Genomic DNA, 25,234 nt, shown 5'->3' with positions numbered 1-25,234 from the left:
GGCGTGGCGTTGAGGGTGCACCGGGCGGAGCGGGCCGACCAGCTGGTCGAGGGCCTCGCCGACCTGCTGCGCGACCCCCTGCCAGACCCGTTCGCGCAGGAGCTGGTGCTGGTGCCGGCCAGGGGCGTGGAGCGGTGGCTCAGCCAGCGGCTCTCCCACCGCCTGGGCCACGCGCCGGGCCAGGAGGACGGCGTCTGCGCCGGCGTGGCGTTCCGCTCCCCGGCCAGCCTGGTCGCCGAGATCACCGGGACGACCGACGACGACCCGTGGGCGCCCGACGCCCTGGTCTGGCCGCTGCTGGGGGTCGTCGACGCCCACGCCGGCGAGCCCTGGTGCCACGCCCTGAGCCTCCACCTGGGCCACGGCCAGGAGGGCGAGGAGGGGGAGCTGCGCCGCGGCCGGAGGTACGCCGTCGCCCGTCGCCTGGCCCGCCTGTTCGCCTCCTACGCCACCCAGCGCCCCGCGCTGCTCGCGGAGTGGGAGGCCGGTCGCGACACCGACGGGGCCGGCTCGGCGCTGGCCCCCGACCTGACCTGGCAGGCCGAGCTGTGGCGCCGCCTGGTCGCGGCCGTCGGGGTCGCCTCGCCGGGTCGGCGGCACGCCGCGGTGTGCGTGCGGCTGGAGGCCGACCCGGGCTCCCTCGACCTCCCGGACCGGTTCTCGCTCTTCGGCCACACCCGGATCCCGGTCACCGAGGTCGAGCTGCTCGCGGCCCTGGGGCGGCACCGCGAGGTGCACCTGTGGCTGCCGCACCCCTCGCCGGTGCAGTGGCGCGAGCTGGCCGACCTCGCGGGCGCGGTCCCGCGTGCCGAGGACACCTCCCAGGACCTGGTCGCCCACCCGCTGCTGGCCTCGCTGGGGCGCGACGTGCGCGAGCTGCAGCGGACCCTGCGCGGGGCCGGTGTGGCGGCGGGGGTCGGGGTCGGTCCCGACGTCGACCCGGTCAGCCCGCCGCGACCCCCCGGCACCCTGCTCGGCTGGCTCCAGGACGACCTCGCCGCCGACCGTGCGCCCGACCCGGCGGTCGCGGCCGCCCGGGCGCTCGAGCCCACGGACCGGAGCGTCCAGGTGCACGCCTGCCACGGGGAGGCGCGCCAGGTCGAGGTCCTGCGCGAGGTGCTGCTCGGGCTGCTGGCCGACGACCCCACCCTCGAGCCGCGCGACATCCTGGTGATGTGCCCCGACATCGAGGCCTACGCCCCGCTGGTCTCGGCCGCCTTCGGCATGGGCACGGTGTCCTCCGGCGCCGGCGCCGGCGCCGGTCACCCCGGCCACCAGCTCCGGGTGCGGCTGGCCGACCGGTCGCTGACCCAGACCAACCCGCTGCTGGCCGTGGTGGGCCAGCTCCTGGACCTCGCGGGCGGGCGCGCCGAGGCCAGCCGGGTGCTCGACCTGGTCGCCACCGACGCCGTCCGGCGACGCTTCCGGTTCTCCGACAACGACCTCGAGACGATCACGGGCTGGGTCGAGAAGGCCGGGGTGCGCTGGGCCTTCGACGAGGCGCACCGGGCGCCGTACGGGCTGGAGCGCTACGTGCAGAACACCTGGCGCTTCGGCCTGGACCGGGTCCTGGCCGGGGTGGCGGTCAGCGACGACGCGGACCGCTTCTTCGGCACGACCCTGCCGCTGGACGACGTCGGCAGCACGACCATCGACCTCGCCGGGCGACTGGCCGAGCTGCTCGACCGGCTCCAGCGGGTCACCGACGCCCTCACCGGCAGCCACCCGGTGGGGCACTGGCTCGAGGCCATCGGCGAGGGCGTCGAGGAGCTGACCGCCGTGGCGCGCGACGACGAGTGGCAGACCGCGCAGGTGCACCGCGAGCTCGCGGCCACGCTGGCGGCCACGGCAGGGGCCGAGCTCGACCTGCGCCTGCCCGACGTGCGCGCCCTGATGCGCGAGCGCCTCGCCGGTCGCCCCACGCGCGCCAACTTCCGCACCGGCACGCTGACCGTGGCCACCCTGGTGCCGATGCGGTCGGTGCCGCACCGGGTCGTGTGCCTGCTGGGTCTCGACGACGGCGTCTTCCCGCGGGCGGGCGCGGTCGACGGCGACGACGTGCTGGCCCGGCGGCCGTTCACCGGGGAGCGGGACCCCCGCAGCGAGGACCGGCAGCTGATGCTCGACGCGATCCTCGCGGCCACCGACCACCTCGTGGTGACCTACACCGGCGCCGACGAGACGACCGGCGCTCCCCGCCCGCCCGCCGTCCCGTTGGGGGAGCTGCTCGACACCCTCGACGCGACGGCCGCGGGCGGCCGGGACCACGTCGTGCGGCGCCACCCGCTGCAGGCCTTCGACGCCCGCAACCTCGACCCGGGCGACGCCGCGGGGCCGTTCTCCTTCGACGCCGGCGCCCTGGCCGGGGCCCGCGCGACGACGCGCCCCCGGGTGGCGCCGCCGTCCCTGGGCGAGCTGGCGCTGCCCGTGCGACCCGGCGACGTCGAGCTGGCCTCGCTGGTCTCCTTCCTCAAGCACCCGGTCAAGGAGTTCCTGCGCCGCCGTCTCGAGGTGGCCCTGGTCGAGGAGGCCGACGAGGTCCACGACGGCCTGCCGGTCGAGCTCGACGGCCTGGCCCAGTGGGGGGTCGGCGACCGGATGCTGCGCGACCTGCTGGCCGGCCGCGGGCGTGAGCAGGCCCTGGGCAAGGAGTGGCGCCGCGGCGTGCTGCCACCCGGCCTGCTCGGCTGGCGCCTGGCGCAGAAGATCGTCGACGAGGCGGTCCCCGTCGCCGAGGTGGTCGAGTCGATCACCCAGGGCGTCCCGGCCTCGGCAGTCGACGTCGACGTCGACCTGGGGCACGGCCGGCGCCTGCGCGGCACCGTCACCGACCTGCACCGCGACCGCATCGTCAAGGTGAGCTTCTCCCGTCTGGGGCCCAAGCACCTGCTCGACGCCTGGGTGCCGCTGCTGGCCCTGTGCGCCTCCCGTCCGGGTCGTCCGTGGAGCGCGGGTGCCGTCGGCCGTGGCCGGGGCCGCGACGACGGGCCGGTGGCCCGCACGGCGTTCGCCTCCGTCGAGGGCGCCGACGACCTGCTGCGCGACCTCGTGACCCTCTACGACGCCGGGATGAGTGAGCCGCTGCCGCTGCCGCTCAAGACCGGCCACACCTGGGCCACCGCCCGCCGCAACCCGGCCAACGCCCGCTACCGCGCCGACCAGGAGTGGTCCCGGGGCAGGTTCGGCAACGAGAACGAGGACCCCGCCCACGTCTACGTCTGGGGCCCCGGCGCCCCGCTCGAGACGCTGCTCGCCGCCCGTCCGCGCCCCGGCGAGGAGGTGGCCGACCAGGCCACCCGGCTGGGTGCCCTGGCGTGCCGGCTCTGGGTGCCGCTGATGGAGAGGGCCCGCTGATGGAGCAGCCGATCCCCGTCGACCCGGCCACCGTGGACCCGGCCGCCTTCGACCTGCTGGGCGACCTGCCGAGCGGCACCACGCTGCTCGAGGCCAGCGCCGGCACCGGCAAGACCCACGCCGTGGGTGCGCTGGTGGCGCGCTACGTCGCCGAGGGCCACGCGCGGCTGGAGGAGATGCTGGTCATCACCTTCGGCCGGGCCGCCAGCCAGGAGTTGCGCGAGCGAGTGCGCGAGCAGCTGGTGGCCGCCGAGCGTGCGCTCGCCGACCCCGTGGCCGCCCGCTCCCGCGACGACGTCTGCGGGCTGCTGGCCCGGGTCCCCGACGCCGAGGTCGCCCGGCGTCGGGCCCGGGTGCGGGCAGCCCTGGCCGACTTCGACTCGGCCACCATCGCCACCACCCACCAGTTCTGCCAGCTGGTCCTGCGCTCGCTCGGGGTGGCCGGCGACACCGACTCGGGCGCCGAGCTGGTCGACAACCTCGACGAGCTGGTGGTCGAGGTCGTCGACGACGTCTACCTGCGCTCCTTCGGCCACGGCACCGGCGCCCCGCCCTTCAAGCGCGACGAGGCCCTGGCCCTGGCGCGCGCGGTCGTCCGCGACCCGCAGGCCGCGATCGCGGCGACCGACCCCGGCACCGCGCGGGACCTGCGCGCCTCGTTCGCCCGCACCGTGCGCGCGGAGGTCGACCGGCGCAAGCGGCTGCGCGGCGTGCTGTCCTACGACGACCTGCTGAGCCGGCTCGCGGCCGCGCTCGAGGCCGAGGGCTCCCCGGCCCGGGAGCGGATGCGGCAGCGGTGGCGGATCGTGCTCGTCGACGAGTTCCAGGACACCGACCCGGTGCAGTGGGCGGTCCTGGACCGAGCCTTCAGCGGTCACGCGACGATGGTCCTGATCGGGGACCCCAAGCAGGCCATCTACGCCTTCCGCGGCGGTGACGTGGTGACCTACCTCGAGGCGGCCGACGGCGCGGCCTCCCGGCGCACGCTCGCGGTCAACTGGCGCAGCGACGGGCCCCTGGTCGACGCGCTCGGCCGCCTGCTGGGGGGCGCGACGCTCGGCGACGACCGCATCGGCGTACGGCCGGTGGAGGCGTCGCACGCCGGCACCCGCCTCCGGGGCGCCCCCGAGCCCGCGCCGGTGCGCGTGCGGGTGCTGCGCGGCGAGGACTTCAGCCTGACCCGGTCGGGCACGATCCCGATCGGAGCGGCGCGGGAGCACATCGCCCAGGACCTCGCCGACGACGTGGCGCGGCTGCTGACCTCCGGCGCGACCTTCGAGGGCGCCGACGGTGCCCGGCCGGTGGGGGCCGGCGACGTCGCGGTGCTGATCTACAGCCTGAACCACGCCGCCCTGTTCCAGGCGGCCCTGGCCGAGCGCGGCATCCCCTCGGTGGTCAGCGGCGGCAGCAGCGTCCTGCTCACCGAGGCCGGCACCGCCTGGCTGACCCTCCTGGAGGCCCTCGACCAGCCGCACCGCCCCGGTCGCGTGCGCGCCGTGGCGCTGACCCCCTTCGTCGGCCACACCGCCGAGGAGCTGGACGCGGGGGGCGAGGACCTCACCGACCGCACCGCCGAGCGCGTGCGCCGCTGGCTCGACCTCGCGCGGGCCCGCGGCATCGCCGCCGTGCACGAGGCGGTCGTCACCGACGGCCTCGCTGCGCGGGTGCTGGCCCGTCCCGACGGCGAGCGGCTCCTGACCGACCTGACGCACCTGGGGCAGGTCCTGCACGAGGTCTCCCACCGCGAGCGGCTCGGCCTCCCCGGCCTCCTTGAGTGGCTGCGCAGCGAGCGCCGGGCGGCCGTGGACAGCAGGGAGCGCACCCGGCGCCTGGACACCGACGCCCACGCCGTGCAGCTCGTGACCATCCACGCCAGCAAGGGCCTGCAGTACCCCGTGGTCCACCTGCCCCTGGTCTTCAACAAGTGGGTGCCCCAGGAGACGGTCCCGCTGTTCCACGACGAGTCGCGCCGTCGCACCCTGGACGTCGGCGGACCCGGGTCCCGGCACACCGCGCAGGCCAAGGCGGAGGCGGCCGGGGAGGAGCTGCGCCTGACCTACGTCGCGCTCACCCGGGCCCAGTCGCAGGTCGTGGTGTGGTGGGGCGCGACCGCCGACGCCGGCAACGCGGGCCTGACCCGCCTGCTGATGGGCCGTGAGCCGGGCGCGGGCGGCGCGCCCGACTTCGTCCCGGTCCCGAGCGAGGCCGACGCCCTGGCGCGGCTCTCGCAGTGGCAGCAGCACGGCGCCCTCCACCTGGAGGCCTCGGTGCTGCGCCGCGCCGCTCCGGTGCCGCCCCGGGGAGCTCCCCCCGCCCTGTCGGTGCGTCGGTTCGACCGCGAGGTCGACACGGAGTGGCGCCGGACGTCCTACTCCGGGCTGATCCGGGCCGAGGAGCAGCGCAGCACCGCCGGTGTCGACAGCGAGCCCGAGGTGGAGGGGACGGTCGACGAGGTCGCGGGGCCCGAGGACGACGTCGCGGCCGTGGTGGCCCCACCGACGCCTGATCGGGTCGGCGACCTGCCCTCGCCGATGGACGGACTGCCCGCCGGGGCGACGTTCGGCTCCCTGGTGCACGGGGTCCTGGAGCACGCCGACCCCCAGGCCCCGGACCTGCTGGCCGAGCTGACGGCCCGGGTGGTCGAGCAGCGCCGCTGGTGGTCGGTCGACGCGCCCACCGACGCCATCGCCGAGGCCCTGCTGCCGATGCAGCACACCTCGCTGGGGCCGCTGGCGAGCGGACGCACCCTGGCCGAGATCGGTCTGGGCGACCGGCTGCGCGAGCTCGACTTCGAGTTCCCGCTGGCCGGGGGCGAGCACCCCCTCGGCGAGGTGCCCCTGCGGGCGATGGCGGCGAGCCTGCGCGCCCACCTCGACCCGGCCGACCCCATGAGGGCCTACGCCGACCGGCTGGAGTCGCCGTCGCTCGGCGAGCAGGCCCTGCGCGGCTACCTCAGCGGCTCGATCGACGTCGTCCTGCGCGTCGACGGGCGGTTCCTGGTCGTCGACTACAAGACCAACCGGCTGGGTGACCGCCTCGCCGGGGTGGGCGAGCCGCTCAGCGCCCTCGACTACACCCCGGCCCTGATGACCGAGGCGATGCTGCACAGCCACTACCCGCTCCAGGCGCTGCTCTACTCCGTCGTGCTGCACCGCTACCTGCGGTGGCGACTGGGGTCGGCGTACGACGCGGGCGTGCACCTGGGCGGCATCCTGTACCTCTACGTGCGCGGCATGTGCGGACCCGAGACCCCCGAGGTCGACGGGCAGCCGTGCGGGGTGTTCGCCTGGCAGCCCCCGGCGGCGCTGGTCGTCGAGCTCTCCGACCTGCTCGCGGGCCTGCACGTCACCGGGAGGACCGCGTGATCGAGGACCCCCGCGACCACCGGCTGGCCCTGGGCGCCACCGGTCTGCTGCACACCTTCAACGTCGGCGAGGTGCTGGTGGCCGCCGACGTCCACGTCGCCACCCGGCTGGGCGGCCTCCTCGGCGAGGCCGACGAGCGGGTGCTGCTGGCCGCGGCCCTGGCCGTCCGGGCGGTCCGGGCCGGCTCGGTCTGCGTCGACCTCGCCTCGATCAGCGAGCTCCCGCTGGAGCACGACGACCCGCTGCCCTGGCCCGAGCCGGCCGGCTGGGTCGCGGCCGTGGCCGCCAGCCCCCTGGTCGCCCAGGAGCTGCTGCGGCTGGTGGGCACCCGGCTCTACCTCGACCGCTACTGGCGCGAGGAGGGCCAGGTCTGCGACGACCTCGTCACCCGGCTGCGCCGCCCCCCGCCCGAGCTCGACGAGTCGCTGCTCGACGCGGGGGTGCTGCGGGTGTTCCCCTCCGCGGGGTACGACGAGCAGCGCGCCGCCGTGCGCTCGGCCGCCACCCGCTGGACGACCGTGCTCACCGGCGGCCCGGGCACCGGCAAGACCACCACCGTCGCCGGCCTCCTCGCCCTGGTCGCCGAGCAGCACGAGCGCACCCACGGCCAGCCGCCGCGGATGGCCCTCAGCGCCCCGACGGGCAAGGCGGCGGCCCGCCTCGAGGAGGCGGTGCAGGAGGCCACCACCCGCCTCGAGCCGGTCGACCAGCAGCGCCTGGCCGGCCTGGGCAGCTCCACCCTGCACCGGCTGCTCGGGTGGCGCCCCGACAGCAGCGTCCGGTTCCGGCACCACCGCGCCAACCGGCTGCCGCACGACGTGATCGTGGTCGACGAGACCTCGATGGTCTCCCTGACGATGATGGCCCGCCTGCTCGAGGCGGTCCGTCCCGACGCCCGGCTCGTCCTGGTCGGCGACCCCGACCAGCTCGCCTCGGTCGAGGCCGGGGCGGTGCTGGCCGACCTGGTGGCCGGCTTCGACGGGGTGGCCGACTCCCCGGTCAGCTCGCTGCTGCACACCCACCGGTTCGGCGAGCACATCGGGCGGCTGGCACAGGCGCTGCGCGAGGGCGACGGCGATGCGGTGATGGCCGAGCTGGGCGCGGGCTCCGACGAGGTCGTCCACGTCGAGGCCGACGACGAGGAGCAGATGACGACGTTCCGGGCGCAGGTCGCCGACGTCGCCACCCGGCTCCGGCTCGCCGCCGAGGAGGGCCGCGAGGACGACGCCCTCGACGTGCTCGCCGAGCACCGGCTGCTGTGCGCCCACCGCGAGGGCCCCTACGGCGTGACCGGGTGGAACCGCCAGGTCGAGCGGCTGGTCGCCGAGCGCACGGGCGTCACCCACTACGACGAGTGGTACGCCGGTCGCCCGATCCTGGTCACCGCCAACGACTACGACCAGCTGCTCAACAACGGCGACATGGGGGCCTGCGTCCGGCTCCCCGACGGGCGCCTGCGGGTCGTCGTGCGGGTCGGGTCGCGGCTGCGCGAGTTCGCCACCACCCGGCTGTCGGGGGTCGAGACGGTGCACGCGATGACCGTCCACAAGTCCCAGGGCTCCCAGGCCGGCACGGTCAGCGTCGTGCTGCCCGACGAGGAGTCCCGGCTGCTGACCCGCGAGCTGTTCTACACCGCGGTCACCCGCGCCCAGGAGCGGGTGCGGATCGTCGGCACCGAGGCCTCGATCCGGGCGGCGGTGGGCCGCGAGGTCCAGCGCGCCAGCGGTCTGCGCGAGCGGCTCCGCTCCGCGCTGGCCGCCGCACCGGATGGTGCCTTCGTGGGGTAGCGCCCGGGCGGGGTCGGGCCCCACACTGCGGAGGTGACCGTGCAGCAGGACGCGGCTTCGCCGCAACGACCCAACGTCCTGGTCGTGATGTTCGACCAGGTCGCCCCCGAAGCCCTCGGCTGCTACGGCAACCGGACCGTCAAGACGCCCACGATCGACCGGCTGGCCCGCACCGGGGTGGTCTTCGACGCGGCGTACTCCAACAGCCCGCTGTGCACCCCGGCGCGCTACTGCTTCATGACCGGCCAGCTGCCGTCGGCCACCCGCGGCTACGACAACGCGGCGTACCTCGCCAGCACGGTGCCGACCTTCGCCCACCACCTGCGCTCGGCCGGCTACCGCACCGTGCTCGACGGCAAGATGCACTTCGTCGGGCCGGACCAGCTGCACGGCTTCGAGGAGCGGCGCACGACCGACATCTACCCCGCCGACTTCGGCTGGACGCCCGACTGGCTCCAGCCCGACGAGCGGGTCGACTGGTGGTTCCACAACATGGACGCCGTGACCCAGGCCGGGGTCGCCGAGGTGACCAACCAGCTGCTCTTCGACGACGAGGTCGGCCACTCCGGCGTGCGTGCGCTGCACGAGCTCGCCCGCGACGAGGACGAGCGGCCGTGGATGCTGGTGGTCTCCTTCACCCACCCCCACGACCCCTACGTCACCCGCAAGCGGTTCTGGGACGCCTACGACGGGGTCGACATCCCGCTCCCCCGCATCGCCGCCGGGGACGTCGAGCTCGACCCGCACACCGCGCGGCTGCGCCACGTCAGCGCGATGGAGGACGTCGAGATCACCGACCGGGACGTGCGCCGGGCCCGCCGGGCCTACTACGGCAACCTGACCTACCTCGACGAGTGGACCGACCGGCTGACCTCGACGCTCGACGGCCTGGGCGTCGCGGACGACACCGTCGTGATCGTGCTGGCCGACCACGGCGACATGCTCGGCGAGCGTGGGCTCTGGTACAAGATGAACTTCTTCGAGGGCTCCGCCCGGGTGCCGCTGATCGTGCACAACCCCGCGCGCTTCGCGCCGGGCCGGGTCGCCGCTCCGGTCTCCCTGGTCGACCTGCTGCCCACGTTGGTGGAGCTGGCCGGCGACGGGGTGCCCCAGCCGACCGACCCGCTCCCGGGCCGCTCCCTGCTCGACCTGTGCCGCGACCCGTCGGGGCGGCCGGTCGAGGGCGCCGAACCGGTGGAGCGCGAGGTCGTCGGGGAGTACATGGGGGAGGGGGCGATCGCGCCGATCGTGATGATCCGCCGCGGGTCCTGGAAGTTCGTGCACTCCCCGGTCGACCCCGACCAGCTCTACGACCTCGCCGCCGACCCCGACGAGCGGGTCAACCTGGCCACCGACCCGCACTTCTCGCGGCAGGTGCGCGAGCTGCGGGCCGAGGTCGACGAGCGCTGGGACCTCGACGCGGTGCACGCCGACGTGCTGGCCGACCAGGCGCGCCGTCGGCTGATCGGCCACGCCCTGCGCCAGGGCACGGTGACGCCGTGGGAGTACAACCCGCCGTACGACGGGCGGCAGCTGTACATGCGCAACCACCTCGACCTCAACGAGGTCGAGCGGCGGTCCCGGTTCCCCCGCGTCACGGCCGTCCCCGACGGCTTCCTGGACCCCGGCGCCGCCTCCTAGCGGCCGGTCGGCCACTCCTCGCGCAGCACGGCGTAGGTGAAGCCGTCGACCCAGCCGAGCTCGGCGTGCCAGGAGTCGGCCACGCCGTGCTGCTCGCGGCGCATCCCCAGCTTCTCCATGACGCGCCAGGAGGCGAGGTTGTCGGCGTAGCAGCCGGCCGTGACCCGTCGCAGCCCCAGCTGCCCGAACGCCACGTCGAGCAGGGCCCGGGCCATCTCGGTGGCCAGGCCGCGACCGACGTACGCCGGGTCCAGGGCGTAGCCCAGGCGGCCCTCGCGCGGCAGGTCCGTCGCGCCGACGTCCTGCACCAGGCCGTCGCGCACCCCCAGCCACCCGGTCCCGACGATCTCCTCGCCCAGGACCGCCACGACGTCGTGGTCGTCACCCTCGCGGGTCGCGCGCAGCAGCTCGGCGGCGTACGTCGTCGGGTCGATGCGTGGCCGGATCAGCCAGTGCGTCACCTCGGGACGGGTGCGGAAGGACAGCAGGCGCTCGACGTCGGCGTCCTCCGGGGGGCGCAGCAGGAGCCGCTCGGTGTGCACGGGCCAGGTCGGTCGTGTGGTCACGACCCCAGGCTAGGCACCAGCGGGACCCCGGCCAGACCCCGGGCGAGACCGAGGTCACCCGCGCGCGTCCGCCGAACCGTGGCGCCACGCCGGCCCGGTGGAATAAAGTGACGTGTCACGTAGTTGACCCCTCAACTACCACAGCACGGAGGCGCAGCATGGAGTTCGGCATCTTCACCGTCGGCGACGTCACGACCGACCCCACCACGGGTCGTACGCCGACCGAGCACGAGCGCATCAAGGCCACCGTCGCGATCGCGAAGAAGGCCGAGGAGGTCGGGCTCGACGTCTTCGCCACCGGCGAGCACCACAACCCGCCCTTCGCGGCGCCCGCCAACCCGACCGTGCTGCTGGCCCACATCGGTGCGGTGACCGAGCGGATCAAGCTGTCCACCTCGACCACGCTGATCACCACCAACGACCCGGTGCGGATCGCCCAGGACTACGCCTACCTCCAGCACCTCGTCGACGGCCGGATGGACCTCATGCTCGGCCGCGGCAACACCGGCCCGGTCTACCCCTGGTTCGGCAAGGACATCCGCGACGGCATCTCCCTGGCGGTCGAGAACTACGCCCTCCTGCACCGCCTGTGGCGCGAGGAGAACGTCGACTGGGAGGGCACGTTCCGCACGCCCCTCCAGGGCTTCACCTCCACGCCCCGTCCCCTCGACGGCCAGGCGCCGTTCGTCTGGCACGGCTCGATCCGCAGCCCCGAGATCGCGGAGCAGGCGGCGTACTACGGCGACGGGTTCTTCTCCAACCACATCTTCTGGCCCGCCTCGCACACCGCGCGGATGGTGCAGTTCTACCGGCAGCGCTTCGAGCACCACGGCCACGGCCGGGCCGAGGACGCGATCGTCGGGCTCGGCGGGCAGGTCTACCTGGCCCGCACGAAGGAGCAGGCGGTCAAGGAGTTCCGCCCGTACTTCGACAACGCCCCCGTCTACGGCCACGGCCCGTCGCTGGAGGACTTCACCCGCCAGACGCCCCTGACCGTCGGCACGCCCGCGGAGGTCGTGGAGCGCACGCTGTCCTTCCGGGAGTACGCCGGCGACTACCAGCGCCAGCTCTTCCTGGTCGACCACGCCGGGCTGCCGCTGAGCACCGTGCTGCACCAGCTCGACCTGCTCGGGGAGGTCGTGGCCGAGCTCCGCAAGGAGACCGGGTCGGAGGTGGCGGCATGACCCGCCCGACCCTGGTCGACCCCGCGCGACCCGCGCCGGCCCGTCGGGTCGTGGTCGTGACGGCCGGTCTCTCCGAGCCCTCGTCGACCCGGCTGCTGGCCGACCTGCTCGCCTCGGCGACGGTCGATGCCCTGGCGGGCCGCGGCGGGGTGGAGGTCGAGGTGGTCGAGCTGCGACCCCTCGCCCACGCCGTCACCGACGCCCTGCTCACCGGCTTCGCCACCGGCGACCTCGCCGCGGCGCAGGAGGCGGTGGCCTCGGCCGACGGTCTGATCGCCGTGACGCCGGTCTTCAGCGGGTCCTTCTCGGGCCTGTTCAAGACCTTCTTCGACGTCCTGGAGCCCGGGACGCTCGAGGACACCCCGGTCCTGGTCGCCGCCACGGCCGGCACGGCCCGGCACTCGCTGGTGCTCGAGCACGCCCTGCGTCCGCTGTTCAGCTACCTGCGCGCCGTCGTCGTGCCGACCTCGGTCTTCGCCGCGAGCGAGGACTGGGGCAGCACCGAGAGCGGGACCGCCCTGCGCCAGCGGGTCGACCGCGCGGCCGCCCAGCTCGCCGACGCCATCGCCTCCCGCCCCGCCCTGCACCGCGACGACCCCTTCGGTGACGTCCCGGACTTCAGCACGCTGCTCGGCGGCTGACCCGGCGTACGGCCTCCGGGGTCGGGGGTGGGGTCGGGCCCGCTGGGGCGCGACGCCCACACTTTTGTGTAGGAGATGCAGCAGGTTCGGCCTCCGACGGCTGCAACTGCTACACAAATGTGTCGGTCAGGCGAGCAGGACGTTGTGCCCCGACGCAATCCCCACACTTTTGTGTAGGAGATGCAGCAGGTTCGGCCTCCGACAGCTGCAACCGCTACACAAATGTGTGGGTCTCGCACGCGCTGGGCCCCTCCCCGCCGGCCGCACCCGCGGAACCTGCCCTCAGGCAGGACCCACGAGCACGCCGGCGTGGGCGGGCAGGGTGAGGGTCGAGCCGTCGAGGACCGCGGGGGTCGGGGTGGTGAACAGCACCACCCCGGGCTCGTCGAGCGCCACCGAGGCGGACGACTCGCCGACGTTGACGGCCAGCACCAGGTCGCCCCGGCGTACGACGAGCACGCGGCCCTCGACGGTCGCCGACACGGACGTGAACGCCGGGTCGGTGAGCGCGGGCAGGGCGCGGCGCAGCCGGCCGAGCTCCTGGTACGCCGCCAGCACCACCGCGTGGCGACCGGTCGCGACCTCGTCCCAGTCGAGCTTCGACCTCTCGAAGGTGGCGGGGTCCTGCGGGTCCGGCACCTCCTGGTCGCCCCAGCCGTGGGTGGCGAACTCCGCGCGCCGGCCGTTGCGTACCGCGTCGGCCAGCTCCGGCTCGGGGTGGGAGGTGAAGAACTGGAACGGCGAGGACGCCGCCCACTCCTCGCCCATGAACAGCATCGGCGTGAACGGCCCGGCCAGCGTCAGCAGCGCCGCGCACACGAGCTGGTCGTCGTCGAGGCTGGCGGCGAGCCGGTCACCGGTGGCGCGGTTGCCGACCTGGTCGTGGTTCTGGTTGCAGACCACCAGGCGCCACGTCGGCATCGCGGCGGTGTCGACGGGGCGGCCGTGCGGCCGCCCGCGGAACGACGACCACGTGCCGTCGTGGAAGAAGCCGCGCTCGAGCACCTTGGCCAGCGCCGAGAGCGGCTCGAAGTCGGCGTAGTAGCCGGCCGTCTCCCCGGTCAGCGCGACGTGCACCGCGTGGTGGAAGTCGTCGCTCCACTGGCCGTCGAGCCCGCGGCCGCCGGCCTCGCGCGGGGTGATCATCCGGGCGTCGTTGAGGTCGCTCTCCGCGATCAGGGTGAGCGGTCGGCGCAGGTGGGCCGAGAGCGCCGCGACCTCGACGGCCATCTCCTCGAGCAGGTGGGTGATCGAGGTGTCGGCCAGGGCGTGCACGGCGTCCAGGCGCAGCGCGTCGACGTGGTAGTCCTCCAGCCACATCCGCACGTTGTCCAGCACGTAGCGCCGCACCTCGTGGCTGCCCTCGCCGTCGAGGTTCAGCGAGCTGCCCCAGCTGTTCTGGCCGGTCGCGTGCAGGTAGGGCCCGAAGACCGGCAGGTAGTTCCCCGACGGCCCGAGGTGGTTGTAGACCACGTCCTGCACGACGCCGAGGCCGGCGGCGTGGGCGGCGTCGACGAAGCGCTGGTACGCCGCGGGGCCGCCGTACGGCTCGTGGACGGCGTACCAGAGGACGCCGTCGTAGCCCCAGTTGTGGGTGCCGTTGACCGCGTTGACGGGCAGCAGCTCGACCAGGTCGACGCCGAGGTCCACCAGGTGCGGGAGCCGCTCGATCGCGGCGTCGAGGGTGCCCTCGGGGGTGAACGTGCCCAGGTGCAGCTCGTAGACGACCGACCCGGCGAGCTGGCGACCGGTCCAGGCCTGGTCGGTCCAGGCGAAGTCGCCGGCGTCGAAGGTGCGCGAGCGCGCGTGCACGCCCTCGGGCTGCCAGGTCGAGCGCGGGTCGGGCTTGGGGGTCTCGTCGTCGTCGACGAGGTAGCCGTAGTCGACCCAGTCGTCGGAGTCGCCCAGCACCGGCTCGGTCGGCGACCACCAGCCGCCGTCGCCCTGCTCCATGGCGAGCACCCGCTCCGGGCCGCCCGCGGTGACGACACTCAGCCGCACCCGCGCGGCGTCGGGGGCCCACACGTCGAAGCGCCCGTGCGCCCCGAGGTCCGTCAGACCGCTCATCAGTCCTCCCTCACCAGCAGCGCCACGGGCAGCCCGCCCAGCAGCTCCTCCAGCGCGACCGAGCCCTGCAGGCCGGTCGCAGAGCCCAGCACGTCGCGCCAGGTGCCCGCGGGCAGGTCGAGCGTCGTGCCGTCCCAGCCGGAGGCGGCCAGGCGGTGCGGCAGCCGGGTGGCCACGGTGACCGCACCGCCGCGGTCGAAGGCGAGCACGTGGTCGGCGGCGGGGCCCACCGCCTCCAGTGCGTCGTACGCCGAGAACAGGTCGGCCCGGTCGCGTCGCAGCCGCAGCGCCGTCGAGACGACCCACAGCTTGGCCAGCCCGTCGTCGTCGGGACCGCTCGGTCGGGCCGGGGCGCCGGTCAGCGACCCGAGCAGCGCGGCGCGCGCGTCGAGGTCCACGGGCCGCCGGTTGTCGGGGTCGACCAGGCTCTGCTCCCACAGCTCGCTGCCCTGGTAGACGTCGACGACGCCCGGCAGCGTGATCGCCAGCAGCTTGGCCCCCAGGGCGTTGCTCCACCCGGCGTCGGCGAGGTCGGCCACCAGCGCGGTCACCAGCGCGTGGGCCTCCTCGTCGTCCAGGGCGGCGTCGACCGCGGCGTGCACGGCCCGCTCGTAGTCCTCGTCGGGGTCGGTCCACGTGGTCCGGTCGCCGGCCTCGCGCATCGCCTTCTCGGCGTAGGCGTGCAGCCGCTCGCGCAGGTCGGGAGCGTCGGCGCCCCCGGCGGGCCAGGCGCCCACGACGGCCTGCCACAGCAGGTTGCCGAACCCCTCGTCGGGCACGGGGGAGAGCGCCAGCAGCCGGGTCAGGCTCTGCTCCCAGCGCTCGGGCACCTCGGCCAGCACGGCGATCCGGGCCCGGGTGTCCTCGCCGCGCTTGGTGTCGTGGGTGGTCAGCGTCGTCATCGCCCGCGGCCACTCGGCCTGGCGGGTGGCCATCGCCTCGTGGAACGCCGCGGGGGTGACCGACCAGGTGCCGGGGTCGGCCCCGACCTCGTTGTGGGAGGTCAGGCGCGACCACAGGTAGAAGCTGCTGTCCTCGACGCCCTTGGCCATCACCATGCCGCTGGTCTGCTGGAACCGGCGGGCGGCCCGCGACTCCGGGTCGGCGAGCACGTGGACGACGTCGTCGAGGGCGTCGACCAGGTCCGGGCGCGAGGTGCGCGCCGCCGCGACCGCGGCGTCGAGGTGCTCGCGGCCCCGCGGGAGGTAGGAGCGGTAGACCCCGAAGCAGGCCAGCACCTCGGCGACCGCGTCCTCGAGCACCTCGTGGGGGTGGGGCAGCAGGTCGGGCAGCTCGCGCACGATGCGGCGGGTCTCGGCCCGCAGGCTCCCGTCGGCCACGGCGCGCTTCTGCCGGTGCACGAGCGCCTCCCAGTCACCGTCGGTGCCCGGGAGGCCGCGCAGCCGCGCGTCGAGCGCGGTCAGCGGTCCCTCGCCGGCCGGGTCGGTGAGCACCCGGTCGAGCAGGCCGAGCACGTCGTACCCGGTCGTGCCGTCCATCGCCCAGTCGCGGGGGAGCTCCTCGCCGGGCTCCAGGATCTTCTCCACCAGCACCCAGGCGCCCGAGGTCAGCCCGGCCAGGTGCTCCAGGTAGCCCTCGGGGTCGCGCAGGCCGTCGGGGTGGTCGACCCGCAGGCCGTCGACGAGGTCCTCCTCGAACCAGCGCCGCACCTCCGTGTGCGCCAGCGCAAAGACCTCGGGGTTCTCCACCCGTACGCCGGCCAGGGTGGTGACGGTGAAGAAGCGGCGGTAGTTCAGCTCGGAGTCGGCGCGGCGCCAGCCGACGAGCTCGTAGTGCTGCCGGCCGTGCACGACCTCGGCCGCGTCGCCCTCCTCCACGCTGCCGGGCGCCACCGGGAACCGGTTGTCGTGGTAGCGCAGCTCGTGGCCGTCGCCGCTCTCCACGAGCGACAGGTGCCCGATCCGGCCGGTGGTGTCGGGCAGGTCGTCGTCGCCCAGGACGGGCACGCGCACCTTGCCGTTGCCGTAGTCCCAGTCGACGTCGAAGACCGGGGCGTACGCCGACGCGGGCCCGTGGGTGAGCAGGTCCCACCACCACGGGTTGACCGCGGGCGTGGCCACCCCGACGTGGTTGGGGACGATGTCGACCAGCACGCCCATCCCGAGCCGCCGGGCCTCCGCCGAGACCGCGGCCAGCCCCTCGGGACCCCCGCGGGAGGCGTCGACCCGGGTGGGGTCGACCACGTCGTAGCCGTGGTCGCTGCCCGGCTCGGCCTCCAGCAGCGGCGAGAGGTAGACCCAGTCGACGCCGAGGTCGTGCAGGTAGGGCAGCCGCCGGGCCGCCTCGTGCAGGTCGAAGTCGCGGGTGACCTGGAGGCGGTAGGTGCTGGCCGGGACCTTCACCGCCGGGCTCCCGGTCCCGACAGGGGCGCGCCCGGGCTGGTGTCGATGTTGCTGGCGCCGCCACCCTGCACGGCCAGCGAGGCGGCCACCGAGTGGTCGGGCTCGCGCTCGGGCTCGTTGTGCTCGCGCAGCACCAGCACCGAGCGCTCCTCGAGCGTCACCCGGTCGCCGGCCACGTAGCTGCGCCCGTTGTCGGCGACGCCGCCGGTGTCGACCACGACGTCCCAGCCGTCGGCGTACTCCTGGGGCGGGAGGGTGAGCTCGACGGCCTCGCCGACGTTGAAGAACAGCAGGAAGTCGTCGTCGACGATCGGGTTGCCGCGGGAGTCGCGGCCCTCGATGCCGTGGCCGTTGAGGTACATCCCGAGGCTGCGACCGCCGGCGTTCCAGTCGTCGTCCTCCATCACGCGGCCGTCGGGGTGCAGCCAGACGATGTCGTCCAGGCGCTCCCCGTCCTTGACGGCCTCGCCGGTGAAGAACTGCTTGCGGCGGAAGGTCGGGTGCTTCAGGCGCAGCCGCACCAGGGCGGCGGTGAAGTCGGTCAGCGGCTGGTCGGCGGTGTCCCAGTCCATCCAGGAGATCTCGGAGTCCTGGGCGTAGGTGTTGTTGTTGCCGTCCTGGGTGCGGCCCATCTCGTCGCCGTGCAGGATCATCGGCACGCCCTGGCTCAGCAGCAGCGTGGCCAGCACGTTGCGCTGGTCGCGGGCCCGCAGCGCGCGGACCGCCTCGTCCTCGGTCGGGCCCTCGGCGCCGTGGTTCCAGGACCGGTTGTGGCTCTCGCCGTCGTTGTTGTCCTCGCCGTTGGCGTCGTTGTGCTTCTCGTTGTAGGACACCAGGTCCTTGAGCGTGAAGCCGTCGTGGGCGGTGACGAAGTTGATGGAGGCGAAGGGGCGGCGGCCGGAGTTCTCGTAGAGCTCCGAGGAGCCGGCCAGGCGCGAGGCGAAGGCACCGAGGTCGGGCTCGCCGCGCCAGAAGTCGCGGACGTCGTCGCGGTAGGCGCCGTTCCACTCGGTCCACTGGGGCGGGAAGTTGCCGACCTGGTAGCCGCCGGGGCCGACGTCCCAGGGCTCGGCGATCAGCTTGACCTGGCTCACGACCGGGTCCTGCTGCACGAGCTCGAAGAAGGTCGCGAGCCGGTCCACGTCGTAGAACTCGCGGGCCAGGGCGGCGGCGAGGTCGAAGCGGAAGCCGTCGACGTGCATCTCGGTGACCCAGTAGCGCAGCGAGTCCATGATCAGCTGGAGCGAGTGCGGGTGGCGCACGTTGAGGGTGTTGCCGGTGCCCGTGTAGTCCATGTAGTACTGCTGGTCGTCGTCGACCAGGCGGTAGTACGCCGGGTTGTCGATGCCCTTGAAGCTCAGCGTCGGGCCGAGGTGGTTGCCCTCGGCGGTGTGGTTGTAGACCACGTCGAGGATGACCTCGATGCCGGCGGCGTGCATCGACTTCACCATCGACTTGAACTCCTGCACCTGCTGGCCGTGCTCGCCGTGGGAGGCGTAGTCGGCGTGCGGCGCCAGGAAGGCCAGGGTGTTGTAGCCCCAGTAGTTGCGCAGGCCCTTCTCGAGCAGGGTGTTGTCCTGCACGAACTGGTGGACCGGCATCAGCTCGATGGCCGTCACGCCGAGGCGCTTGAGGTGCTCGGTGATCGCGGGGTGCGCCAGGCCGGCGTACGTGCCGCGCATCTCCTCGGGGACCCCCGGGTGCTGCTGGGTCAGGCCCTTGACGTGGGCCTCGTAGATGACGCTCTCGTTGTAGGGGATCGTCAGCGGGCGGTCGCCCTCCCAGTCGAAGAACGGGTTGATCACCACGCCGTGGGTCATGTGCGGGCCCGAGTCGGCGTCGTTGCGGGACTCGGGGTCCTCGAAGTCGTAGCCGAAGACCGAGGGGTCCCAGTCGATCTCGCCGGCGGTGGCCTTGGCGTAGGGGTCGAGCAGCAGCTTGTTCGGGTTGCACCGCAGGCCGTTCGCGGGGTCCCAGGGGCCGTGCACGCGGTAGCCGTAGCGCTGTCCGGGCTGCACCGTGGGCAGGTAGCAGTGCCACACGTAGGCGTCGACCTCGGTCATCTCCAGGCGGGTCTCGGAGAACCCGCCGTTGCGGTCGACCTCGACCAGGCAGAGCTCGACGCGCTCGGCGACCTCGCTGAAGAGGGCGAAGTTGGTGCCGCTGCCGTCGAACGTCGCGCCGAGCGGGTAGGCCTTGCCGGGCCAGATCTCCACGTGTGCTCCTTGATGCTGAGAGGGGGCGTGCTGTGCCGGATCGATCCGGATTAGATCGATCAAAGTATCGCTGTCTGGGGCCGTCGTACCCCCGGAACGCGTGACAGACACCCGGGTGAGTCCACGATCACCAGACCGCGTCGGGGCAGGACCGTCAAGGGCACCCGGTCCGGGGCCTCGCGGGTGGCTCAGTCCTTGCCGCGCTGGTAGCGGTCGAGGGTGATCTTGCGCTCCTCGGCGTGGTCCACGATCCGGCGCGGGTAGTCCTGGGCGTAGCCGTCCTCGGCGTCCCACGGCTCGTGGACCTTCTTGCCCGACAGGTGGGCCAGCTCGGGGATCCAGCGGCGCACGTAGTCGCCGGCGGCGTCGAACTTCAGGCCCTGGGTGATCGGGTTGAAGACGCGGAAGTACGGCGAGGCGTCGGTGCCGGTGCCGGCGACCCACTGCCAGCCGTGGTTGTTCGAGGCGATGTCGCCGTCGACCAGGTGGTCGAGGAAGTGCCGGGCCCCCACCGGCCACCACACGTGCAGGTCCTTGGTCAGGAAGCTCGCGGTGATCATCCGGACCCGGTTGTGCATCCAGCCCTCGTGGAGGAGCTGGCGCATGCCGGCGTCGACGATCGGGAAGCCGGTGCGGCCCTGCTTCCAGGCCTCGATCGCGTCCTGCGGGTCGTCGTAGGTCAGCCCGGCGACCGGGTTCAGGTCGTGCCAGGCCGAGTCGGGGTTGGTGTGCAGCACGTCGGCGTAGAAGTCGCGCCAGCACAGCTCGGTCTCCCAGGTGTGCGGCCCGGCGCCCGTGCGCCCGTCGAGCTTGGCGAGCAGCTGGCGAGGGTGGACCACGCCGAGCTTGAGGTAGGCCGACATCCGCGAGGTCCGGTCGGCCCCCGGGTCGTCGCGGGCGTCGTCGTAGTCGGCGACGTCGGCGTCCAGGAACGCGGACAGCCGACGTGCCGCCGCGTCCTCACCGGCGGTCGGCATCCCCTCGGGCGCCCCCTCGACCGCCTCGTCGAGCATCGTGGCGACCTTCTCGTCGCTGTCGGCCCGCACCCACTCGACGCCGCGGGGCGCCTGCTGGGGGTCGTCGTGGCCGTGCTGGCGCCAGGCCTTGCTGAACGGCGTGAAGACCTTGTACGGCGATCCGGAGCCGTTGCGGATCGTCCCCGGCGCCACGGCGTACGGCGTCCCGGTCGCGACGCCCTCGACCCCCTCGGGCAGCGCCTCGACCACCGCCCGGTCGCGGGCCACCGAGTAGGGCGTGGAGTCGTTGGTGACGTGCACCGAGTCGGCCCCGACCTCGGAGGCCACCTCCGGCACGACCGTGGCGGGATCGCCGAGACGGAGGCAGAGCCGGCCGTCCATCGCGTCGTCCAGGGAGCGCAGGGTGGCCGCCAGCCAGGCCCGTCGTGCCGGGCCCGCCGAGGCCCACAGGGTCGGGTCGATCACGAACAGGCCCAGGACCGGGCCGCGGCCGGCCGCCTCGCGCAGCGCCGGGTGGTCGCGCAGCCGCAGGTCACGTCGGAACCACATCACCGAGGTCATGCGCCCGACCCTACGAGGGCGGCCTGACACCTCGGGCCGCCTTAGGGTGGGACCCGTGTACGTTCCCCGCGCCAACGCCGTCGAGGACCCGGACGAGGTCCGCGCCCTGGTGGCGGCCGTCGGGTCGGCCCACCTGGTCACCGTCGGCCCCGACGGGTTCCCGCTGGCGACCCTGCTGCCGGTGCTGTGGGACGGCGACCGGCTCCAGGGCCACCTGGCGCGCGCCAACGACCACTGGCGCGCGATCGGAGCGGCGACCGGCGGCGCCCCCGGCCTGGCCGTGGTCACCGGCCCCGAGGCCTACGTCTCGCCCTCCTGGTACGCCGCGAAGGCCGAGCACGGCCGCGTCGTGCCGACCTGGAACTACAGCCAGGTCCAGCTCGTCGGCCGGGTCGAGGTGCACGACGACCCCGACTGGGTGCTCGACCTGGTCACCCGCCTGACCCGGGCCCACGAGGCCGACCGGGCCGCTCCCTGGGAGGTGGACGACGCCCCGGCGGCGTACGTCCGGGGGCAGCTGCGCGCCATCGTGGGCGTCGAGCTGCACGTCGAGCGGGTCGAGGCCAAGGCCAAGCTGAGCCAGAACCGGTCCGCCGCCGACGTGGCCGGGGTGGTGGCGGGGCTGCGCGCCGACGGCACGCCCGGCGGGGTCGCGGTCGCGGAGCAGGTGGAGCGGGCCCGCCCGCCGGTCACCCCCGCCTGACCCCGGCTGCCGACCAGTGGCTGCCGGGTCTTCGGGACCGCCCGTTAGGGTCGGATCATGACGATGCGGGGGTTCCGGGGGACGCTGCGCTCGAGCCTGTGGGAGATGACCCCGCGCGACCACCACCAGTCCGACCGCGACTTCCGCCGCCGCCAGCTGGTCAGCGTGGTCGTCGTGCTGGTCGGCGCCGTCGTTCTCGGCTTCACGCTGCGGTTCATCGACCCGACCGACACCACGCTCTTCTACTCCGCCACCGTGCTGCTCGCGGCGATCTGGACCGTCGGCGCCTTCACCTCCGGTCCGCTCCACCTGGGCCGCATCGGCCACCCCGCCGAGCCCGACCTGGCGGCCCCGCGACCGGTGGTGCAGCCGATCCTGATCGGGGCGCTCCTGGCGCTCGTCTTCGTCGCCGGGGCCTACCTGATCCAGGCGGTGCCCTTCCTCGACAGCTTCCTGACGCCGTTCATCCGCAACGTGCTCAAGCACACCCAGCAGGGCAGCCCGCTGATCCTGCTGCTGGTGACGGTCATCAACGGCATCGCAGAGGAGCTGTTCTTCCGCGGGGCGATGTACGCCGCGATCCGTCGCCGCCAGGTGCTGATCACCACCGTCGCCTACACCGTGGCCACGCTGGCCACCGGTAACGTGATGCTCGGGTTCGCCGCGATCGTGCTCGGCTTCGTGGTCGGCCTCCAGCGGCGGGCCAGCGGCGGCATCCTGGCCCCGATCCTCACCCACCTGACCTGGTCGGTGACGATGCTGTTCGCCCTCCCGGCGATCTTCGGCGTCGGCCCGTAGGACCTACTTCTGGCCCGCGGCCTTCCGCTCCTTCAGCGCCCGCTCGACCGCCTCGCGGTAGTCCATCGGCTCGCCGGGGACGACGTCGCGGATGCGCTGCTCCTTGACCAGCACCTCCACGCCCATCGAGTCGATCAGGTTGCGCCCGGTGGTGACGTCGACGTCGGTGACCAGGGCCAGCCAGCGGCTCGAGAGCCCGGGGGAGAGCACGGGGACGGGGATGATCGGGACGGTGCGGCCGGTGTCGATCTTGGCCGCGACGCGCAGCATGTCGACGTACGTCAGCTGGTCGGGACCGCCGATCTCGTAGGTCTGCCCCATCGCCTTCTCCGCGAACAGCACGCCGACCAGGTAGCGGATCACGTCGTCGACCGCGATCGGCTGGGTCTTGGTGCTGGCCCACTTCGGGACGATCATCGCGGGCAGGTTGTGGACCAGCTGGCGGGTGATCTCCCACGAGATGCCGCCGTGGCCCACGACGATGGCCGCGCGCAGCACGGTCACCGGGACGCCGGCGTCCGCGAGCAGGTGCTCGACCTCGCGGCGCGAGCGCAGGTGGGCCGAGAGGTCCTGGTCGTCGTCGCCGAGGCCGCCCATGTAGACGATCTGCTGGACGCCGGCCCGGGCCGCGCCGGCCGCGAAGGCCTTGGCGGCCTCGGCGTCCTTGCGCTCGAAGTCGTCGTCGTCCAGCGAGTGCACCAGGTAGTAGGCCGCGTCCACACCCTCGAGCGGTGCCGTGAGCGATCCGGGGTCGTCCATGTCGCCCGCGACCGCCTCGCCGGGGCCGTCGTAGGTCTCGGGGTGGCGGGTCATCGCCCGGACGTCGTGGCCCTGCTCGATCAGGGCGGGCACCAGGCGGCGGCCGATGAAGCCGGTGGCGCCGGTGACGAGGATGCGACTCATGCGCCTCAGCCTAGAGAGGGGGGCGTCACGGCGCCCGGACGGCGGGGCACCGCGGGCGTCGGGACCACGCCCGTGGGACGACACCGCTGCGAAACACCGGGCCGTTAGGGTCAGGGCCATGTCCTACCTGCTGCGGGTCTCGCTGCCCGACGTCCCGGGGTCCCTGGGTCGTCTGGCATCGGCGATCGGCTCGGCGGGCGGCAACATCGACGCCATCGAGATCGTCGAGCGCAGCCACGACGGCCGCGCGGTGGACGACGTCTTCCTGGCCGCCGAGCAGGGCGTGATGCCCGACAGCATCATCTCGGCATGCACGCGGCTCGAGGGCGTCGAGGTGCTGTGGATCAGCCGTTACGGCGCCGGGTCCAACCTGACCCGCGACCTCGAGGTGGTCGAGGCGATGACCTCCGACCCCGCCCGCGCCCACGACATCCTCGTCGACCTGCTGCCCGCGACGTTCGTCGTGGACTGGGCGGTGCGCGTGCGTCGCGAGGGCGGCCGCGTCCACGTGCTGCACGGCTCGCCCGCCGCGCCCTCGGAGATCCCCGACGACATCAGCTGGCCCCTCGACCTCGAGCGCGGCCGGCGCATCGAGGTCCCCGAGCGCCTGCGTGACCTGCTGTACGCCGGTTGCGCGGTCGACGACGACGAGCTGATCGCCTTCGCCCGCCGCGGCGGCCCTGAGTTCCTCGACTCCGAGATCGCCCGCCTGCGCCACCTCGCCGCCCTGGCCACCTCGATCAGCCGCTAGGACCCACCAGGCGGTGCCGACGCAGGCGCTGGCCCGGGAACCGGCCCGCCGCGAGGCACCCGGCGACGGTGAGGACCTGCACCGGGCTCATCCAGCCCTGCGAGGGCTTGTGGAGCGCCCAGCCGCCGCCGAGGGTGACCGCCGCGTGCTGGGCGACTCCGTCCGGGGCCCGCCAGACCAGCACCGTCCCCGGCGAGGCGTCGTCCACCCGGCGGGCGGGGCGCGCGACGCGGGCCAGCCAGGCCTCGAACGGGTCCTGGAGCACCCAGTCAGCGGCCGCGCCGACGACCCCGGCCGCCCCCATCACCGTCCCGAAGCAGTTGGGACCGCTGCGCGACGGGAACGTCCCGGCCAGCGCGCGGGCCCCGGGCAGGAGCGCCTCGGCGCCGTCCCAGACCCGGTCGGGCACCTCGTCGTGGCGGCTGGGCGACCGGTCGTTCTCCACGAACGTGCGCAGCACCGCCCCCTCGTGCCCGGCCAGCAGCGTGGGCCACCAGAGGAACCGGTGGCCGTCGGCCTGCGCGCGGGCCCGCTCCGCGCGGTCGCGACCCAGCTCGTGGGCCCAGGTGCGCACCGCCGGGCACAGCGCCCTCGAGGCCGGGTCCCTCGTGCCCTCGGGAGCCCGCGACCGGACCAGGGTGGTGCGGTCCCGGACGTCGAGGCCGAGGAAGGCGCCCTCGTCCAGCCAGACCACCCGCGACTGCGCGCCGGGGGCGGCGTACAGGCCGTAGGTGTGGCGCAGCTCCGGCTCCAGCACCGGCGCCGGCGCACGACCCAGGACCCGGCGGGCCACCGGGTCCTCGACCAGGAACGGCTGGACGGGTGGGGCGAACCACCCGGCCCAGCGCGCCAGGAGGTCCTCCTCGACCTCGACGCCGAGGACCCGCAGTCCGCTCAGGGCGGGGTCACTCGACCGGGGTGAGCTTGAAGACCGGGATCTCGCGGTCGGTCTTCTGCTGGTACTCGGCGTACGTGCCCCAGGTGCGCACGGACAGGTCCCAGAGGTCGGCGCGCTCGTCGCCGTGGACGACCTCGGCGTGGTAGGTCTTCTTGACCGCGCCGTCCTGGAGGTCGACCTCGGGGTGGGCGGTGAAGTTGTGGTACCACTCCGGGTGCTCGTCGGCCCCGCCCTTGGAGGCGATGGCGACGTAGACGCCGTCGCGCTCCACCCGCATCACCGGGTTCTTGCGCAGGTTCCCCGACTTCGCGCCGACCGAGGTGATCACCACGATCGGGTAGTCGGTGCCCGGCAGGGTGTTCGCCTCGCGTCCGTCGGTCGCCTCGTACTGCGCCACCTGGTCGCGCACCCACTGGGCCTTGCTCGGGACGTACTCGCCTTCAAGGGTCATGCGACCAG

17 protein-coding genes are annotated in these 25,234 nt (G+C 74.1%); 9 read left to right on the top strand and 8 right to left on the bottom strand.

From position 1 onward, the window contains the following. Positions 1–3 precede the first annotated feature (3 nt). Genes recC through betC form a run of 4 tightly spaced genes read left to right on the top strand, consistent with a single transcriptional unit; the run spans position 4 to position 10,147 of the window. Positions 4–3,354, top strand: a complete 3,351-nt coding sequence (gene recC, locus ACYVDA_RS00815; RefSeq protein ID WP_460813861.1) for an exodeoxyribonuclease V subunit gamma — start codon at positions 4–6, stop codon at positions 3,352–3,354. Beyond that, positions 3,354–6,719, top strand: a complete 3,366-nt coding sequence (locus tag ACYVDA_RS00810; RefSeq protein ID WP_460813859.1) for a UvrD-helicase domain-containing protein — start codon at positions 3,354–3,356, stop codon at positions 6,717–6,719. The genes recC and ACYVDA_RS00810 overlap by 1 nt, the downstream gene beginning before the upstream one ends. Continuing rightward, positions 6,716–8,506 carry an exodeoxyribonuclease V subunit alpha gene (gene recD, locus ACYVDA_RS00805; protein WP_460813857.1) on the top strand — a complete coding sequence of 597 codons (1,791 nt, stop codon included), beginning with the start codon at positions 6,716–6,718 and terminating at the stop codon, positions 8,504–8,506. Before ACYVDA_RS00810 ends, recD begins: the two co-directional genes overlap by 4 nt. A 33-nt stretch (positions 8,507–8,539) precedes the next feature. Beyond that, entirely contained in the window at positions 8,540–10,147 is a 1,608-nt protein-coding gene (gene betC, locus ACYVDA_RS00800) for a choline-sulfatase (protein ID WP_460813854.1), read from the top strand. On the opposite strand, the gene ACYVDA_RS00795 is transcribed toward betC, so the two are convergent. Then, positions 10,144–10,713 carry a GNAT family N-acetyltransferase gene (locus ACYVDA_RS00795; protein WP_460813850.1) on the bottom strand — a complete coding sequence of 190 codons (570 nt, stop codon included), beginning with the start codon at positions 10,711–10,713 and terminating at the stop codon, positions 10,144–10,146. The two genes, betC and ACYVDA_RS00795, sit on opposite strands and share 4 nt — an antisense overlap. Before the next feature lie 158 nt (positions 10,714–10,871). Between ACYVDA_RS00795 and ACYVDA_RS00790 the strand changes: the two genes are divergently transcribed. Together ACYVDA_RS00790 and ACYVDA_RS00785 are read left to right on the top strand one after the other, a co-directional pair. Beyond that, entirely contained in the window at positions 10,872–11,897 is a 1,026-nt protein-coding gene (locus tag ACYVDA_RS00790; protein WP_460813847.1) for a CE1758 family FMN-dependent luciferase-like monooxygenase, read from the top strand. Continuing rightward, the gene (locus tag ACYVDA_RS00785) at positions 11,894–12,538 is read left to right on the top strand and encodes a CE1759 family FMN reductase (RefSeq protein WP_460813843.1); all 645 of its coding nucleotides are present in this window, start codon (positions 11,894–11,896) and stop codon (positions 12,536–12,538) included. The genes ACYVDA_RS00790 and ACYVDA_RS00785 overlap by 4 nt, the downstream gene beginning before the upstream one ends. 282 nt (positions 12,539–12,820) lie before the next feature. Here the strand turns inward: ACYVDA_RS00785 and treZ are convergent, their stop codons facing one another. The 4 genes from treZ to ACYVDA_RS00765 form a co-directional block, all read right to left on the bottom strand. Continuing rightward, positions 12,821–14,605, bottom strand: coding sequence for a malto-oligosyltrehalose trehalohydrolase (gene treZ, locus ACYVDA_RS00780; protein ID WP_460813840.1), 1,785 nt, complete (start codon positions 14,603–14,605; stop codon positions 12,821–12,823). Beyond that, positions 14,605–16,968: a malto-oligosyltrehalose synthase gene (gene treY / locus ACYVDA_RS00775; RefSeq protein ID WP_460813837.1), complete on the bottom strand. Its 2,364-nt coding sequence runs from the start codon at positions 16,966–16,968 to the stop codon at positions 14,605–14,607. The genes treZ and treY overlap by 1 nt, the downstream gene beginning before the upstream one ends. Further along, positions 16,965–19,184: a glycogen debranching protein GlgX gene (gene glgX / locus ACYVDA_RS00770; RefSeq protein ID WP_460813833.1), complete on the bottom strand. Its 2,220-nt coding sequence runs from the start codon at positions 19,182–19,184 to the stop codon at positions 16,965–16,967. Before glgX ends, treY begins: the two co-directional genes overlap by 4 nt. A 188-nt stretch (positions 19,185–19,372) precedes the next feature. Beyond that, positions 19,373–20,722 carry a cryptochrome/photolyase family protein gene (locus ACYVDA_RS00765; RefSeq protein WP_460813831.1) on the bottom strand — a complete coding sequence of 450 codons (1,350 nt, stop codon included), beginning with the start codon at positions 20,720–20,722 and terminating at the stop codon, positions 19,373–19,375. Between the two features lie 55 nt (positions 20,723–20,777). Between ACYVDA_RS00765 and ACYVDA_RS00760 the strand changes: the two genes are divergently transcribed. Beyond that, positions 20,778–21,425, top strand: a complete 648-nt coding sequence (locus tag ACYVDA_RS00760) for an FMN-binding negative transcriptional regulator (protein WP_460813827.1) — start codon at positions 20,778–20,780, stop codon at positions 21,423–21,425. Between the two features lie 57 nt (positions 21,426–21,482). Further along, positions 21,483–22,223 carry a lysostaphin resistance A-like protein gene (locus ACYVDA_RS00755; protein WP_460813825.1) on the top strand — a complete coding sequence of 247 codons (741 nt, stop codon included), beginning with the start codon at positions 21,483–21,485 and terminating at the stop codon, positions 22,221–22,223. Between the two features lie 3 nt (positions 22,224–22,226). Here ACYVDA_RS00755 and ACYVDA_RS00750 read toward each other — a convergent pair whose 3' ends face one another. Further along, the gene (locus tag ACYVDA_RS00750; RefSeq protein ID WP_460813820.1) at positions 22,227–23,126 is read right to left on the bottom strand and encodes an NAD(P)H-binding protein; all 900 of its coding nucleotides are present in this window, start codon (positions 23,124–23,126) and stop codon (positions 22,227–22,229) included. 118 nt (positions 23,127–23,244) lie between these two features. Between ACYVDA_RS00750 and ACYVDA_RS00745 the strand changes: the two genes are divergently transcribed. After that, positions 23,245–23,877: an ACT domain-containing protein gene (locus ACYVDA_RS00745; protein ID WP_460813817.1), complete on the top strand. Its 633-nt coding sequence runs from the start codon at positions 23,245–23,247 to the stop codon at positions 23,875–23,877. Here the strand turns inward: ACYVDA_RS00745 and ACYVDA_RS00740 are convergent. After that, positions 23,867–24,670, bottom strand: a complete 804-nt coding sequence (locus tag ACYVDA_RS00740; RefSeq protein ID WP_460813815.1) for a hypothetical protein — start codon at positions 24,668–24,670, stop codon at positions 23,867–23,869. The two genes, ACYVDA_RS00745 and ACYVDA_RS00740, sit on opposite strands and share 11 nt — an antisense overlap. Positions 24,671–24,782: 112 nt before the next feature. Then, positions 24,783–25,226, bottom strand: a complete 444-nt coding sequence (locus tag ACYVDA_RS00735; RefSeq protein WP_460813813.1) for a nitroreductase family deazaflavin-dependent oxidoreductase — start codon at positions 25,224–25,226, stop codon at positions 24,783–24,785. Between the last annotated feature and the right edge of the window lie 8 nt (positions 25,227–25,234).

The organism is Nocardioides korecus (assembly GCF_054778395.1).
The sequence above is the reverse complement of the archived record's forward strand: the minus strand, read 5'-3'. Positions and strand labels throughout refer to the sequence as shown.